This window comes from Colwellia sp. MB02u-14 (assembly GCF_014076915.1).
GTDB lineage: Bacteria > Pseudomonadota > Gammaproteobacteria > Enterobacterales > Alteromonadaceae > Colwellia_A.
This window is the reverse complement of the sequence record NZ_JACGUX010000079.1, coordinates 42647-57369: the sequence shown is the minus strand read 5'-3', so window position 1 is coordinate 57369 and position 14723 is coordinate 42647. Positions and strand designations below refer to the sequence as shown.

13 protein-coding genes are annotated in these 14723 nt (G+C 36.0%); 4 read left to right on the top strand and 9 right to left on the bottom strand.

Annotated elements, in window-relative coordinates:
- The first annotated feature begins 167 nt into the window (after nucleotides 1–167).
- Entirely contained in the window at nucleotides 168–689 is a 522-nt protein-coding gene (locus H4J52_RS10585) for an RICIN domain-containing protein (RefSeq protein WP_182176920.1), read from the top strand.
- 364 nt (nucleotides 690–1053) lie between these two features.
- Here the strand turns inward: H4J52_RS10585 and H4J52_RS10580 are convergent, their stop codons facing one another.
- The 4 genes from H4J52_RS10580 to H4J52_RS10565 are packed head-to-tail and all read right to left on the bottom strand — an operon-like array spanning nucleotide 1054 to nucleotide 4704.
- The gene (locus tag H4J52_RS10580) at nucleotides 1054–2085 is read right to left on the bottom strand and encodes a CDP-glycerol glycerophosphotransferase family protein (RefSeq protein WP_182176919.1); all 1032 of its coding nucleotides are present in this window, start codon (nucleotides 2083–2085) and stop codon (nucleotides 1054–1056) included.
- A 17-nt stretch (nucleotides 2086–2102) separates the two neighbouring features.
- Nucleotides 2103–2705 carry an SDR family oxidoreductase gene (locus tag H4J52_RS10575; protein WP_182176918.1) on the bottom strand — a complete coding sequence of 201 codons (603 nt, stop codon included), beginning with the start codon at nucleotides 2703–2705 and terminating at the stop codon, nucleotides 2103–2105.
- Nucleotides 2705–3151: an adenylyltransferase/cytidyltransferase family protein gene (locus tag H4J52_RS10570; RefSeq protein ID WP_182176917.1), complete on the bottom strand. Its 447-nt coding sequence runs from the start codon at nucleotides 3149–3151 to the stop codon at nucleotides 2705–2707. Before H4J52_RS10570 ends, H4J52_RS10575 begins: the two co-directional genes overlap by 1 nt.
- A 41-nt stretch (nucleotides 3152–3192) precedes the next feature.
- Entirely contained in the window at nucleotides 3193–4704 is a 1512-nt protein-coding gene (locus H4J52_RS10565; protein ID WP_182223649.1) for a capsule assembly Wzi family protein, read from the bottom strand.
- Between the two features lie 165 nt (nucleotides 4705–4869).
- On the opposite strand from H4J52_RS10565, the gene H4J52_RS10560 reads away from it, so the two are divergent.
- Nucleotides 4870–5910: a CDP-glycerol glycerophosphotransferase family protein gene (locus H4J52_RS10560; RefSeq protein ID WP_182176915.1), complete on the top strand. Its 1041-nt coding sequence runs from the start codon at nucleotides 4870–4872 to the stop codon at nucleotides 5908–5910.
- Between the two features lie 150 nt (nucleotides 5911–6060).
- Here the strand turns inward: H4J52_RS10560 and H4J52_RS10555 are convergent, their stop codons facing one another.
- Nucleotides 6061–6660, bottom strand: a complete 600-nt coding sequence (locus H4J52_RS10555; protein WP_182176914.1) for a TIGR04211 family SH3 domain-containing protein — start codon at nucleotides 6658–6660, stop codon at nucleotides 6061–6063.
- 214 nt (nucleotides 6661–6874) lie between these two features.
- Here H4J52_RS10555 and H4J52_RS10550 point away from each other — a divergent pair, with 214 nt between their 5' ends.
- Nucleotides 6875–8371, top strand: coding sequence for a CYTH domain-containing protein (locus tag H4J52_RS10550; RefSeq protein ID WP_182176913.1), 1497 nt, complete (start codon nucleotides 6875–6877; stop codon nucleotides 8369–8371).
- Nucleotides 8372–8450: 79 nt separating this feature from the next.
- Nucleotides 8451–9341 carry a L,D-transpeptidase family protein gene (locus tag H4J52_RS10545; RefSeq protein ID WP_182224674.1) on the top strand — a complete coding sequence of 297 codons (891 nt, stop codon included), beginning with the start codon at nucleotides 8451–8453 and terminating at the stop codon, nucleotides 9339–9341.
- 606 nt (nucleotides 9342–9947) lie between these two features.
- On the opposite strand, the gene serA is transcribed toward H4J52_RS10545, so the two are convergent.
- The 4 genes from serA to H4J52_RS10525 form a co-directional block, all read right to left on the bottom strand.
- Nucleotides 9948–11177, bottom strand: coding sequence for a phosphoglycerate dehydrogenase (gene serA / locus H4J52_RS10540; RefSeq protein WP_182176911.1), 1230 nt, complete (start codon nucleotides 11175–11177; stop codon nucleotides 9948–9950).
- Between the two features lie 108 nt (nucleotides 11178–11285).
- Nucleotides 11286–11942, bottom strand: coding sequence for a ribose-5-phosphate isomerase RpiA (gene rpiA / locus H4J52_RS10535; RefSeq protein ID WP_182224672.1), 657 nt, complete (start codon nucleotides 11940–11942; stop codon nucleotides 11286–11288).
- A gap of 51 nt (nucleotides 11943–11993) precedes the next feature.
- On the bottom strand, nucleotides 11994–12596 hold the full coding sequence (locus H4J52_RS10530; protein ID WP_182224670.1) for a 5-formyltetrahydrofolate cyclo-ligase: 603 nt from the start codon (nucleotides 12594–12596) through the stop codon (nucleotides 11994–11996).
- 124 nt (nucleotides 12597–12720) lie between these two features.
- Nucleotides 12721–14253, bottom strand: coding sequence for a peptide MFS transporter (locus H4J52_RS10525; RefSeq protein ID WP_259367857.1), 1533 nt, complete (start codon nucleotides 14251–14253; stop codon nucleotides 12721–12723).
- Nucleotides 14254–14723 lie beyond the last annotated feature (470 nt).

Sequence of the window (14723 nt, the reverse complement as noted above, 5' to 3'; positions counted from 1 at the left end):
GGATTTCTGTAAAGTTTGCAGTTGTAATAAACTTTGGATTATTACCTATTAACCTTCTATTTACAGGCCGGTAACATTCTGGTAATTTATGCGTGAATTTGAATGTCTATAAGATGTAGGCATATATTAACAAGGAATAATGGAATATGTTAAAAAAAGTAATACAAATGGTTGTAATATTCAGCTGTTTATCATTGTCAAACATTGTATCCGCAGCAGAAACTTTTACGCTAACAAATGCTCAAAAAGGTATGTGTTTAGATGCAAAAGGTTATTCTGCCCAAAAAAGAACCAGTGTACAGTTATATCACTGTGATGGTTACGACGATCAAAGATGGTACTTTGCTAATGAATTTGGCCAGCCGGTATCTTTATCACAAGCAAGACTAGGTTATTACAATATAAGAAATGTAAAGTCAAATTTGTGTCTAGATGCAAAAGGCCATACAGGTAGTAAAGATGATAGTGTCATAATCTATACCTGTGAACCACCTAGCTATCGTAGTGAAGATCAAACTTGGAAATTGGAAGCTTGGCCTGGAAATGCAGGAAATGTTCTTAACGGTGCAAAGAATAGGTGTTTAGATGTTGGAGGTACATCAGCGGGAGCAGGTGCAAATGTACAATTATGGACATGTGAAGGCTACGAAGATCAATTTTGGACTGTGACAGATATAGAATATAACTAATTTAAAGAATTTTATACTTTAAGTAAACCCCGCGAATAAGTGGGGTTTACTGTATATAGAAATTTTTAGTTTATTAACCTATTTTTTTAAAAGAATAAAAAAATATCAGCTAATAAATAAAAATTGAGATAGTAAATCTCTATTCACTAGCACCATATTATAACATCGTTTACATAACCAAATTTGAATGTTTGTTAAAATTCAATATCTGCACATGATTTTTCAAAGTTCATGCCTCAACTTTTATCGATAAGTATTTGATAAATCTATTGTCTATGTAAGATATCATATCTTTGTAAATATCTTGTCGCTTAATTAAAAAAATAAAAATTATTTTAGTAATACCATAATTAATATAAGGCGTTTACAATTTCCAGTAATTTAGCTTTTTTCGCTGTTTTAAATTTCTTATAATATTTAGTGGTAATGGTTTTTGTGATTGCTTACCGTTTGACTGTATATCTTCAACAGCCTCTAATATGCGTAATGATGACTTACCATCACAATAAGGGTGTAACTCTGCTGCATATTTATTTATAGCCGTTAAAAGTACTTTAGGAGGAGATAATGCAATTTGCAGTGCCTTTGGCAATTCTTCTGCTTCAGTAATGTTAATTAAATAGTTGCCGGGTTGACTATTATTTAACGATATTACGGGTTTGCCTAATAGAGCAAACTCACCAATAACAGATGAAGTGTCTGATACCATGATATCAGCAGACTGCAGTAAGCTATTTATATTTGCAGACTCTATTATTTTTAAGTTGTCTGATGTAAATTGTGAATAAAGCGTAATCCATTTTTTATCCATTTTAGGATGAAACTTTACAAGCCAATTATATTTGTTCTCATTCACTAAAGCCGTGATCTGCTCAAACAAATAAGGTGCAGACGTTAAAGAAGGTGAAAAAGTAGGAGCAAAAAGGATCGTTGGCTTTTTGTCGTTGAAATATTGTTCTTTAGGGGTATTGAATAAATTATCTAATTTAGGCCAACCCGTTTCCTTTACATCAAAAAACTGGTGTTTTTTTGCTAACTCCTGAAATCGAACTGTTGTAGCTATACCATGAGTGCAATAAAGATCAAAACAATCTCTAATAACGAAATGGCCTTTTTTCTTCCATTCTAAACCATGGAATACTTGTACTTTAATTCCTGGAATAAACCTTGGTATCACATTTCCTGGAATAAAAGAGGCAACAGGGTCAAATTTTATAACATCATCAACAGTGTTAAGGACAACTTCTTCGGCATGAAAGTTATTTAATTCAACCTCGTCACCAGCTACAAACCAAGCGACTATACTCCCTTGCTTTATAATTTCTTGCTGCAAAGGCCGCAAGATTTCAAAGGAGTAATTTTGTGAAATATAGAATAAGTACTTATTTTTTTTCATAGACATAAACTAATAATCTAGCTGGGATTTAAGATAAATTCACCTTTACGCACAAACAAAATATCACCTGATGTGTATTTTTCATTCATTATATCAATCACATGCTTTGAAAGATCTTCGCATGCTAAAACATTGTCGTTTGGTAAATCAAATTTATCTCTGAATTTTGTCATTATTGCTCCCGGGCACAAACAATATGAATTAAAGCCATCTTTTGCTAAACATTTAGAAAGGGTGACAACACCTGCTTTTGAAGCACAATAAGATGACCAATCAGGGTAAGCATTAAATGCAGCGGTTGATGAAATATTAATGATCACAGTGTCAGAGTTTTTGGTTAATGCTGCTTTAGCGGTGAGATAAGTGCCAATTAAATTGACTTGTATATCATTAATCCAAAGATGAGTATCGCTTTCTAAAATTCTCTTCGGATGGATTGTGCCAGCATTATTTATAACAATGTCAAATGAGTTTTTTTGGAAATAATTATTGATGCTTAATTCGTTACTTATATCCATTTCACTTCTACTTGGCGTAGAAATATTATATTCATTTTTGAATTGCTGATAAAAGCTTTGTGCCCAGTCACCCGCACCACCGGTAATTAAAATAGACTTCATTATACTTTCACATCTGGATTAGGATGTTTATCAGAATTGGTAATTAATTCTTTATATTGTTCAGCTATTTGGACTTTTAAATTTGAGCTACTGACACCTGAGCCGTAAGGGAAGTAAAAAACTTTAACACCAAGTTCTCTAAGGTAGTCATATTTTCCTTTCCAATCATCACCAATAACGAATATATCAATATTAAGATCTTTTACTCTTTCTGTATGCTCTAATGACCGTTGTGGAATAACAACATCAGGGTATTTCAATGCACTGACGATTGCTAAACGTTCATCAAAAGGTATTGCTGGAGGGTTTTTATAGCTGCATACTAATTCATCAGTACTCACACCTACAATTAATGTACCGCCTAAACCTGCTCCATATTCAATCATTTTTAAGTGGTTGCGATGGAATAAATCGAAAGTACCAGATACGTAAACAACAGAACTCATATTATAAACCTACCTTATTAAAATTATTATCTCGCATCATACTACAGATTATATTCAACCATAAAAGAGGCATTAAAGTCTGTTTCATTACTTATATCATCATCAAAAGTAGAATGGCTTATATCTGTAGCTAGCGTCAAACGCCAGTTTTTATAATCATGTTGGATGCTGCTTGATATCATCCACACTTGTTCTGCAATACTGGTTACCGTATTTCCGATAATAGGATTATCAGGAGCTTTGTCCTGATTATCATAATTTAAATCTAAATAACGTATTTTGGCTGTGAGTCTAGTATCTATACCTAGCTGAGAAATAGTACCAAACACGTAAGTTTTTGAATCGTTTTCATAAGTGCTACCAATCGAACGACCATTATAACGCATGCCTGTTGCATAACTAGAGTGTTCATAATAGCAATCTCCAATATTATCTCTTTCTCCACAATCAGCTAAACTGTCAGCCACCTCAATAAAAACGGTACTTGGTTTACCAAAAAGAGCCAGATGGGCGTCAAAGCCGACTTGGGGTTGTGCTTTGGTAAAATATTTTAGTGTACCTTCACTACCGTCTTCGGCAAACTTTTGTCCGTAAAAACTCACAGGAATAGTCAACAACTTGAAACTGTAGCGGAAATCGTAACCGGCTTGTTGATTTGCTGGATTTGGTGTGTTTTCATCACAAACTACACCATCAATACCACAGTTAGATTTGCCAAGAAGAATATCCCCAAAAATTGAAAGGTTGTGAGAGCGGCCATCTCCTCCCCATTGCGCTAATCGAGTAATACCTAGCTCTAAATTTTTAAAAGGTTTTAGGTTTAATCTGAATCCCCACAGTAAAGTATTTTTGACTACGCGGTCGTCATCCATTTTTCCCATAAAACTAGTAACTGTCCATGGAATATCAAATTCAGTAAATGGAATAATAAAGGGTTCTGCTGATTTACGTGAAATAGCGAGTGCAGTAATTGGACGGGCATTATTGGTTAAACTTAAGCTAGTATCCCACGTTGGACCATACCAGCGTTCTTGTCGACCTAATGAAACTACCCAATTACCTACAAATGCCGCAATATAGCTTCCATCTAAACGTTTTTTATCACCATCAATAGGGTGATAAGTATAACTTGGTGCAAACTTAGCTGCGAAATTTTCGAACATAGAGCTTGAGTGAATGCTGATACTATTCTTATCGCTTACATAGTCTCCAAAAGTGGTGAATCGTTTATTTTCGAATCCAACCTTTGCTTTAACACGTGTTTGATTTTTTTTGGCTAGCTTAAATTGGTGCATAATATAATAATAAGCACTTTGTTGACTGGAGTTTAAGTTTTTTGGATTAATGCTTTTAATGTCGCGAATAATATCGTGCCACATTAATGGGTAAGTTGTTACAGGGGTAATAATATGGCCAGTATCAGCTAGTAACTGAATGTTAGCTTTTAAGTAAATGTCAGAAGTGTCTATCCAAGGCTCTGCTAGAGAATATGTGCTTAAAGATATGCCTAGTGCTAATGTTAGCGCAGCAAAAATGGTTTTAGAGAATAACATTTTAGGAAAAATCCATTAAATAGTTTTACAGTTTCATCTTATTTGATAAAGGAAATTGTATAATAACGCAAAAAATCAAATTATACGTGTTTTCATCACTGTTATATATAGGTAAAATGGTGATAATTAACAGGTCTTTATTTTATTAGGTAAGTTGAAGGTTTCATGTCTGCAAAACGTTATTTGTTTTATATTTCTCAAAATTACGCTTACGCTATTTTACGACCTTTGCAAAGTGCTATTTTAGCGAGAGGCGATCAAGTCGCTTGGTTTATAGAGGGAAAAGAAGTTAACGCTGACCTACTAAGCGTTGATGAATATCGATTAACATCCATTGATGAAATAAAAAGCTATAACCCAGTGGCTATTTTTTATCCTGCAAACATAGCTGCTACTTTTTTACCAGGTATTAATGTTGCTATCTTTCATGGTTTTGATGCGGGTAAAGTTGATAAAAAAGGCAATAATGATCATTTTAAAATTAGAAATTGCTTTGATCTTTATTGTACTCAAGGTCCAAGCACCACAGAGGCTTTTTTAGCTTTATCTAAGCAACATAAACATTTTAAAGTCATTGAAACTGGGTGGTGTGCGCTAGACCGTTTATATTTAAAAGATGAAAGTCAGAAAGTAAATAAGCCGACGATTCTTTTATGCTCAACTTTCTCAAAAAAACTTTCTTGTGCTCCTCACTTATTTGACACAGTAAAAAGGCTCAGTCAGACAGGTAAATGGAATTGGCTCGTACAGTTCCATCCTAAAATGCCAATCGAAACTGTTAATCAATATAAATCAATTCAAAATGATCATTTATCTTTTGTTGAAGACGATAATGTGATTCCACTATTACAAAAAGCGGATGTTATGGTTTGTGATACATCGTCGGTGTTAATTATGTTTTTATTATTAGGTAAACCTGTGGTGACCTATAATAATATAGCGCCTGAAAATTATTTGTTAGATATAGACAATGTTGAATTATTAGAGCAAACCATTGAAACAGCATTACAAAAACCGACTCAATTAATGGAGCATATTAAACATTTCATTAAAATGACTCATCCATACAATGACGGTAGCTCTTCAGTTAGAGTCTTAAATGCCGTTGATGAAGTATTATCTGGTACATTACCGTTAGATAAAAAACCAATAGATTTTTTTAGACAATTTAAAATGCGTAAAAAACTAAACTATTGGCAATGGTAATCCCCGCCCTCTAAATCGGTGTCACTACCTTAAGTCATAGATAAAGTGATAAAACGCGGCACTGAATTTTTCGTACAAAAAAGCCACTTTAACATCAGAAAATATAATCGATGATAAAATGGCTTTTTGAGTGGAAAGTGGAGTAGAGCGTTACTTCCAATTATCCATAGAGCCTTTGCGGCGAGCGGCAAGTCTTGGCAGAATTAAGCCTAAAAGTAGGCCAATAACTAATACAATAGCACCATTAAAAAACCATTCTTTTTTGATATTAGTATCTTGATCTTTTAATTTTGAACGCGTAACCATCAAGGTTTTATTTAATTGACTTATTTCGTTGTTAAGCTGAGCTTTTTCACTGCTAAGGTTTTCAATGGTATCTTTAGCTTGAGCAAGTTCTTCAGACATGCTGTCTGTATTACTCGTCGTATTTGCGAGTCTTTCGTTAAGCTCGGCAATAACAAAGCGTAAACCTGGCTTTAATGATATGTATTTACTTTCAACCCAGACATTGCGGTTTTTATCATCAACAATTTCTGTGTAATCATTTTCATACTGGCCCGTTACCTTTACTTCTGTACCTGAATTTATACTGCCTAAAATGCGATAATTATTACCAGCGCCTGAATGCATATAAATAAATAAGTCGTCTGAAATATATCCAGAGTCAAGATTAGAGGCGGCGTCTTCTGCAAGAAGTGAGAAAGATAAACTAAGGGCTAAGCCAACCAATAAAGCTTTTATTATTTTCATGAAACTACCATTAACGTTTAGAGAATTATTAATAGCAAAATACTAGGGCTTTGGAGGATTGATAGCAAGTTAAGTTTACGAACATTAAGGTTTTTTTGGTAAAAAAGGTTTTATTATCGATATTTTTGGATCAAAGCAATGTTCGCTACTTGTTTTCATATGTTGCTGTTGTAAACTCTGAATGTTGACATGTCGAAAAACTGATTGGAAGAATATGGTTACCGAAATTGAGCTCAAGTATTTTGTAACGAGTGATAATACCCCAAAAAAGATTACCGAGCTATTTAGCGAGCAACAGCTTTCATTTAAGTGCGTAACAAAGCAATTATCAAATTGTTACTACGATACAGCTAATTTAGATTTTCGCCATCATGATATGGGACTTAGAATTAGAGGCTGTGATGGCCAATTAGAGCAAACCATAAAAACTGCGGGTGTGGTGATTGCAGGCTTGCATCAACGACCCGAGTATAATATTGACATCAGTCATAATTTCCCTGAACTGGCTTTATTCCCTGCCAATATTTGGTCGCCTAATCAAAAAGTAGCACAACTGCAAGAATCGTTGATACCGCTTTTTTCAACAGACTTTACCCGAATTATTTGGTTAGTCACTTTATTATCAGGTTCGGTGATAGAAGTGGCCTTTGATCAAGGTGATATTAGTAGTGATGGCAGAAGTGAAAAAATTTGTGAGCTTGAATTAGAGCTAGTGAATGGCACAACATCAGATCTACTTTTTCTTGCAAAACTTCTATTTTCAGTCGTATCAGTAAGACCCAGTAGCCAAAGCAAGGCAGCGCGGGGGTATCGGTTATGGAAAAATACTAAGCCAAACTATGAAAAGCCCATCACTGATGCTTTGCCCATTGACCGTAGCTTATCTATTTTAAATGCATTTTCTACAGGCATTAATCATTGTTTGACGCATTTACATGACCATATTGAACATTATATAACAGCGCCAAGTTTAGTAGAGTTAGAAAAAGTCACTGAAACCTTAGCGTTAATTCGTCATGGTTTTTGGCTTTTTGCTGACTATCTTCCTGAGGGTTCAGTAAAAATTCGTGATGAGTTAAGTTATTTTGTTCATTTACTTTCGTGGGTTGATAACGCCGTTAATTTACAAGAACTCACGAATAAAACGGGTAACTATCGACGTAAGCTAAATTACAGTGAGCAACTAGTAGAACAATTAAGAATGGAGAAACGCCGTCTTCCTACCAGTGATGATGTCATTGAGCTACTTCATGGTATGCGTTTTAATACGCTGCAAGCTAATTTGCTGGCAATGCTTTTAACTGAGCCATCTGAACTTAATGACGCGTTATTACCTTTTGCAAAGCAAAGCTTAACGAAAAGTATGTCAGTCTTATTTGCCAATAGCATAAACAAAGAGTCACTCTCTAGAGAAGAATACTTGTCGCAAGCAAAGTTATTGAATCGCAGTTTATTAACGGGAACTTGGTTTGGTTTATTGTTCGATGAAGATGAACGTAAGGAATATCGAACGCCTTGGTTGGATATTCAACAAGGGATCAGTGAATTACAAACCTTGTGGATTATTCACCAGCAGCTACAAACGTTAGATGAGAAACCCAAAAAACTCGTCTCATGGCAAGGAAGTAAAGTTGAAGGGTTGTTGATAGCGTTAGACAGCTCCAGAAAAATAGCACTAACGATGAAATCTTATTGGTTAGATGAATCGTAATCGTTTTATTGTAATATCGTAAGTGTTGTATAGATTTTCATAACATGTTGTTGAAGATAATAAGTAGGGTGATAATTTCATGAAGTGGGTTGTTAATTTCGGGATGTTGTTAAGTAGTTTCATAACCTTTGTAAGTTGGGGGAGTGTTTATAATCTACCTTCTTCTGATTCCCGGTTGATCGGAGAGCAAGTGATTCACAAAGCAATAAAGGGCGATTACTTTCAAGCGTTAGCTGAAAACTATAATGTTGGCTTTTTCGCATTACTCGCCGCTAACCCTAATGTAGATCCTTTTTTACTTGAACCAGGCAGTGACATCGTCATTCCAAAACAAATGCTTCTACCCTTTGGTAAACGTGAAGGTATTGTGATCAATCTTGCTGAAATGCGGTTGTATTATTACCCTAAGGGAGAAAAATTAGTCTATGTATTTCCTGTTGGTATTGGCCGAGAAGGGCTCGAAACACCCCATTTAACCAGTACTATTGGTGAAAAACGTAAAGACCCTACTTGGCGACCAACACAAGAAATGCGCGCTCGTTACTTTGCAGAGCATGGTAAAGAAATGGTCAAAGAAGTTCCGGCAGGGCCCAATAACCCGTTCGGTAAATATGCACTACGTATTGGCACCAGTGAGTATTTACTTCACGGTACCAATAAACGTTTTGGCATTGGTATGCGTGCAAGTTCTGGCTGTATTCGCCTGTATGACAATGATATTGAATGGTTATATAACAATATTCCTATTGGCACCCTTATTCGTATATTAGAGCAGCCAATTAAAATGTCTTATGAACACGATGGAAAGAAAATAGAACTTCATAGTCCGTTAACCCCTGAGGGGGGGGTAGAAGTTAAATTAGTGATGACAAAAGCAGTAAAACATTTTATAGGTAATAATGTTCAAATGTTAAAAAAAGTGAGTTTACTACTAGCTAATCCAGAAGGTGTCGTCGTTTCATTAAATTGAGCTAAAGAGATATTGTCAATGAGCATAAATCAACTCCATTAGTATGAACCCAAGCTCCATCAGAATGAACTAAAACGCCGTCAGTATGAAGCCAAACGCCGTCAGTATGAAGCCCAATTCCGTCATCCTGAACTTGTTTCAGGATCTCGTCTTTAAAAACTCAAAGAGCAGATACTGAAATAAATTCAGCATGACAGGAATGATACTGAAATAAATTCAGCATGACAGGAATGATACTGAAATAAATTCAGTATGACAGGAATGATACTGAAATAAATTCAGCATGTACCCAAATACCGTGAGTATGAAGTCCAATTCCGTCATCCTGAACTTGTTTCAGGATCTCTTTCTTAACAACGAGAATGATACTGAAATAAATTCAGCATGACGGGAATCATACTGAAATAAACTCACTATGACGAGAATGGATAATTACAAAAGATCTGAGGTTTTTGAATTCAGTATGACAACAAGTTCGTTCCTTTGGGTATTATTGGGGCTGTAATAGGTTCTGTTATGCGGTCAAATGACGGATCGTTAATATGGAAATAAAAAAACGAGACTCATTAAGTCTCGTTGCTGTTTTTATATTATATTCTCTGCATACTAATGAAGAATACGTGCGCGAATTGTGCCGTCAATCTGCTTTAATTCACGTAATGCAAGCACACTATCTTGCGCTTCAATATCAATAACCACATAACCAATTTTATCATCTGTTTGCAAGTACTGAGCAGCAATATTAATATTGTGTTTTGCAAAGGCTTGGTTAATCTGGGTTAAGACACCCGGTTGGTTACGATGAATATGTAATAAACGACTCGTACCCGTATGCTCTGGCAAAGAAACTTCTGGGAAGTTAACCGCTGAAAGTGTTGAACCGTTGTCAGAATACTTAGCCAGTTTACTCGCTACTTCTAAGCCAATATTTGACTGAGCTTCTTTAGTACTACCACCAATGTGCGGTGTTAAAATAACATTGTCAAATTCGCGTAAGGGTGAAATAAACTCTTCATCATTACCTTTGGGTTCAACAGGGAAAACATCGATTGCTGCGCCCGCGACTTTTTTACTTTTAAGCGCTTGTGCTAGAGCATCAATATCAACGACGGTGCCACGAGAAGCATTGATAAAAATAACACCGTCTTTCATGATTGCAAATTCTTTTGCTGCCATCATGTTTTGTGTTTGAACCGTTTCAGGTACGTGTAAACTAACTACATCAGCTTCTTGTAATAAAGCTTTTAAACTCGGTGCTTGGCTCGCATTACCTAAGGTAAGTTTAGTTTCGATATCATAAAAGCGAACACGCATACCCAAGGTTTCAGCTAAAATACCTAACTGTGTACCAATATGTCCGTAACCTATAATACCCAACGTTTTTCCGCGAGCTTCTACAGAGCCTGCCGCAGATTTATGCCAGACACCACGATGTGCTTTAGCACTTTTTTCAGGAATACCACGTAATAATAATAAAGTTTCACCTAATACTAGTTCGGCAACCGAGCGGGTATTTGAAAACGGGGCATTAAATACCGGAATACCGCGCTTTTGAGCCGCTTTAATGTCAACTTGGTTCGTACCAATACAGAAACAACCAATAGCGGCGAGTTTCTTGGCATGGCTTAAAACATGATCGGTTAACTGAGTGCGTGAGCGAATACCAATAAAGTGGACATTAGCAATTTTTTTGATTAAATCTTCTTCAGCAAGCGATGTACTTATACATTCAATATTGCTGTAGCCTTTCATTTTTAACTCTTCAATAGCGCTAGGGTGAACGCCTTCAAGTAATAAAATTTTAATTTTTTCTTTTGCTAATGAATTATTGCTCATTGGTCTAATATCTCATGTAGGACTATAGTGGTCATTGCCTTAACCATCTATAAAGCATTTAGATGGCTAGATTTCTAAATTAGCATATAGTGTATAAACTCTAAAGATTTATTTTATGAGTTTTGCGCCATCTTTAGTGCCTAAAATTAAAACATCAGCGCCACGTAGTGCAAACAAACCATTAGTAACAACCCCTACAATGGCATTAATATCGTTTTCAAGTTTCTTAGGATCAAGTATCTCTAAGTTATGTACATCGAGAATTACACAACCGTTATCGGTAATTACGCCCTGACGGTAAACGGGATCGCCACCTAACTTAACTAATTCACGAGCCACATAGCTTCGTGCCATCGGAATAACTTCTACCGGTAGTGGAAATTTCCCTAGCACTTTTACTTGCTTACTTTCATCGGCAATACAGACAAATGTTTTTGCTACGGCCGCGACAATTTTCTCTCGAGTTAGTGCAGCACCACCACCTTTTATCATCGACAGATATTCAGTAATTTCATCGGCGCCATCAACATAAACATCTATGCTACCCACATCATTCAATTCAAACACTTCGATACCATGAGCTTTCAACTTCTGAGTCGACACTTTAGAGCTAGAAACTGCACCTTCAATGTCGTCTTTGATTGTTGCTAGGGCGTCAATAAAGTGATTAACAGTAGACCCCGTGCCAACGCCAACAATGGTATCGTTTTTAATAAATTCAAGTGCTTTAAGGGCTGCTGCCTTCTTCATTTCATCTTGTGTCATGTGAATCCTAATTAGCGAGGAGAAATTAGGGAGAAGTATATCAGCAGATGATTAAATGTCGAAGTGATAGCTGATTGTAGGGGTGATAATTTTAAGTAGGGGAATATCCCATGTTTCACTGGGAATGTTATCAACTTTTTGACAGTCATGCGCTAAGCCAATAGGTAACGGTTTAGTCTGTTGGTTTTGCTTATATTGTGCATACCAAGTAGCAAGCGTTCTGTCATAAAACCCTCCGCCCATGCCCAGTCTATTGCCGTATCGGTCGAAGGCGACTAATGGCGTAAAAATTATATCCAAGTTCGCAACAGTTATTATATGTCGCACATCAAGTTTAGGTTCTAAAATACCATATTTATTTTTGATAAGAGCAGACGTTTCAGTATAGTGTAAAAAAAGTAAATTCCCTTGACTAAAGGGGTGTATTACGGGTAAATAAACAGCGATGTTATTTTGCCAGCACCAATCAATAAAAGGCTGAGTATTTAACTCGCCATCATTGGCTAAATAAATAGCGATGTGTTTAACGCCTTTAACTACTTTTTCTTTAATGAGTTTTTTCGATAATAAAAGTGATTGTTCTGCTTGCTGGTCAGCGCTTAATAAACTGCGTTGATAGCGAATTTTTTGGCGAAGCACATCTCTTGTTTTCATGATATTTAACCCCTTATAAAATAAGTCTAACGACAACAAGTAAGTTACAGTAAAAATTAGCTATAAAAAAGCCAACAATAGATGTTGGCTTTTCAAAATCACTTTAACGATGACTAACAGTTAATTAAGCGTTAGTCGTTGCCGTTGAACCATTTGCGTTAGTTGCAGATGCTTCTGAATCATCAGGTAAGTTTTCCCAAAATCTAGATTTGAAACCAACCAGTAAAATAATGATACCAATACCAATACTGAATAAGCTCACTTGGAGATAAAGTGAAGGAATTTGTGCAACGTTATTTGGATCATAGTTACCCGCTAACAAACCAGAAATAATATTACCAATTGAATAGGTTAATACAAAAACACCCATCATTTGTCCAGCGAAACGCTTAGGGGATAATTTACTTACGGCACTTAATGCAACAGGGCTCAAGCAAAGCTCACCAACGGTGTGCAAGAAGTAAGTGGCGACTAACCAATAAGGCGCTACTTTCATTCCTGATGCCGCATACTGCGCAGCAAAAAACATCACGATAAAACCACTGGCCATAATGATTAAACCAAAAGCACACTTTATACCGTAAGAAGGGCTGACCATTCTTTTACCTAAGTTAATCCATAGAGCGGCAAAAAAAGGTGAGAGTAAAACGATAAAGAACGAGTTGGTCATTTGGAACCAACCCGTAGGTATTTCAAATGATCCCACTATACGGTCAGTATAATCACGCGCAAATAAGTTGAGTGAAGAACCCGCTTGTTCAAAGCCAGACCAAAAACAAGCTGAGGCAATACAAATAAGTAATAACGCCCAAAGCTTTTTCTTCTCATTGGGTGTAATTGAGCTACCAAAATAAATAACCGCATAATAAATAACAAATATTAAAGAAAATGCTACGGCAACATACTGGGCAACGGTGACAGGTTTAATGGTTAATATGCCCTGAAATACAGCAAAAGTTACCAGAGCAATAACTGCTAGAACGACGCCAATCACTGTCCAGCTTGTTTTTTGTGCTTTAACTGATAACGGGTATACAGGCTTTTCTCCTATACCGTTAAGCTTAGGGGTAGTCATTTTGTATTGAATTAAACCTAATGCCATACCTATAGCCGCGGCGCCAAACGCCCAATGCCAACCGACATTTTCCATTAAGTAGCCACAAACTGCATAGCCAATAACTGAACCTAAATTGATGCCCATATAATAAATGGCATAGCCACTGTCACGACGAACATCTTCATCTGAGTATAATTGACCCACCATAGCGCCAATATTCGGTTTTAATAAACCCGTACCTAAAATGACGACGATTAAACCAATAAAAAAGGTGGTGTCATTCGGAATAGCTAAGATAATATGGCCAATCATAATAATAATTGCGCCGTACCAAACTGCTTTTTGACCACCAATTAATCGGTCAGCTATCCAACCGCCAGGTAAGCCCATAAAATAAACACTACCGGTATATAAACCATAGATAGCAGCAGCAGAAGCAACGGTTAAACCTAAACCACCTTCTTGTAAGGTGGCGGTCATAAATAAGACCAGTAGCATACGCATACCGTAATAACTCATGCGCTCCCACATTTCTGTGATAAACAGCGTTTGTAGTCCTGCCGGATGGCCGAAAAAAGAACCCTTACCAGGTGTCCCCATAACTAAATGCTCTAGACCTGTATCATCAGGTGTACTCATAAAAAAATCCTCTAGATAAGTGTAAATTACAGTTAAATATTATTATTTTAATTCGCTAAAAACATTTTAAAATATTGAAATAAGTTCTTTGCGCTGTAATTATTGTCAAATTTATTTGCGAAAGTCAGCGTGTGTTATACCTGTGCTTGCTATGAAAGGCAATAGTTTGGCACCGAGATTTGATTAAGCAGATGTAATGTTTTAGTTACCATTGTTTACTTCTGGCAAACAAAACAACCCATTAATAGGCAAGCTAATACAGAATGCGTTTACTTTTTGAAGGAGAAAAAGTTACTTTATTCAAGAGGTCGTTGCTGATAAACTCCAGATGTTAATTTTTGCAGTTTATTTATAAGGCAATATATTGATTTATTGCCTTTTACTTATTTTATCTGCTTGCTTTACGTTTTAGAATTTTTAGCTAACTTTTT

Bases quoted from the DNA above. Each gene is read 5' to 3' on its own strand.
- H4J52_RS10560 (WP_182176915.1), top strand. From the start codon at position 4,870: ATGTCTGCAAAACGTTATTTGTTTTATATTTCTCAAAATTACGCTTAC.
- serA (WP_182176911.1), bottom strand. From the start codon at position 11,177: ATGAGCAATAATTCATTAGCAAAAGAAAAAATTAAAATTTTATTACTT.
- H4J52_RS10580 (WP_182176919.1), bottom strand. From the start codon at position 2,085: ATGAAAAAAAATAAGTACTTATTCTATATTTCACAAAATTACTCCTTT.
- H4J52_RS10555 (WP_182176914.1), bottom strand. From the start codon at position 6,660: ATGAAAATAATAAAAGCTTTATTGGTTGGCTTAGCCCTTAGTTTATCT.
- H4J52_RS10545 (WP_182224674.1), top strand. From the start codon at position 8,451: ATGAAGTGGGTTGTTAATTTCGGGATGTTGTTAAGTAGTTTCATAACC.
- H4J52_RS10570 (WP_182176917.1), bottom strand. From the start codon at position 3,151: ATGAGTTCTGTTGTTTACGTATCTGGTACTTTCGATTTATTCCATCGC.
- H4J52_RS10585 (WP_182176920.1), top strand. From the start codon at position 168: ATGGTTGTAATATTCAGCTGTTTATCATTGTCAAACATTGTATCCGCA.
- H4J52_RS10565 (WP_182223649.1), bottom strand. From the start codon at position 4,704: ATGTTATTCTCTAAAACCATTTTTGCTGCGCTAACATTAGCACTAGGC.
- H4J52_RS10525 (WP_259367857.1), bottom strand. From the start codon at position 14,253: ATGGGGACACCTGGTAAGGGTTCTTTTTTCGGCCATCCGGCAGGACTA.
- rpiA (WP_182224672.1), bottom strand. From the start codon at position 11,942: ATGACACAAGATGAAATGAAGAAGGCAGCAGCCCTTAAAGCACTTGAA.
- H4J52_RS10550 (WP_182176913.1), top strand. From the start codon at position 6,875: ATGGTTACCGAAATTGAGCTCAAGTATTTTGTAACGAGTGATAATACC.
- H4J52_RS10530 (WP_182224670.1), bottom strand. From the start codon at position 12,596: ATGAAAACAAGAGATGTGCTTCGCCAAAAAATTCGCTATCAACGCAGT.
- H4J52_RS10575 (WP_182176918.1), bottom strand. From the start codon at position 2,705: ATGAAGTCTATTTTAATTACCGGTGGTGCGGGTGACTGGGCACAAAGC.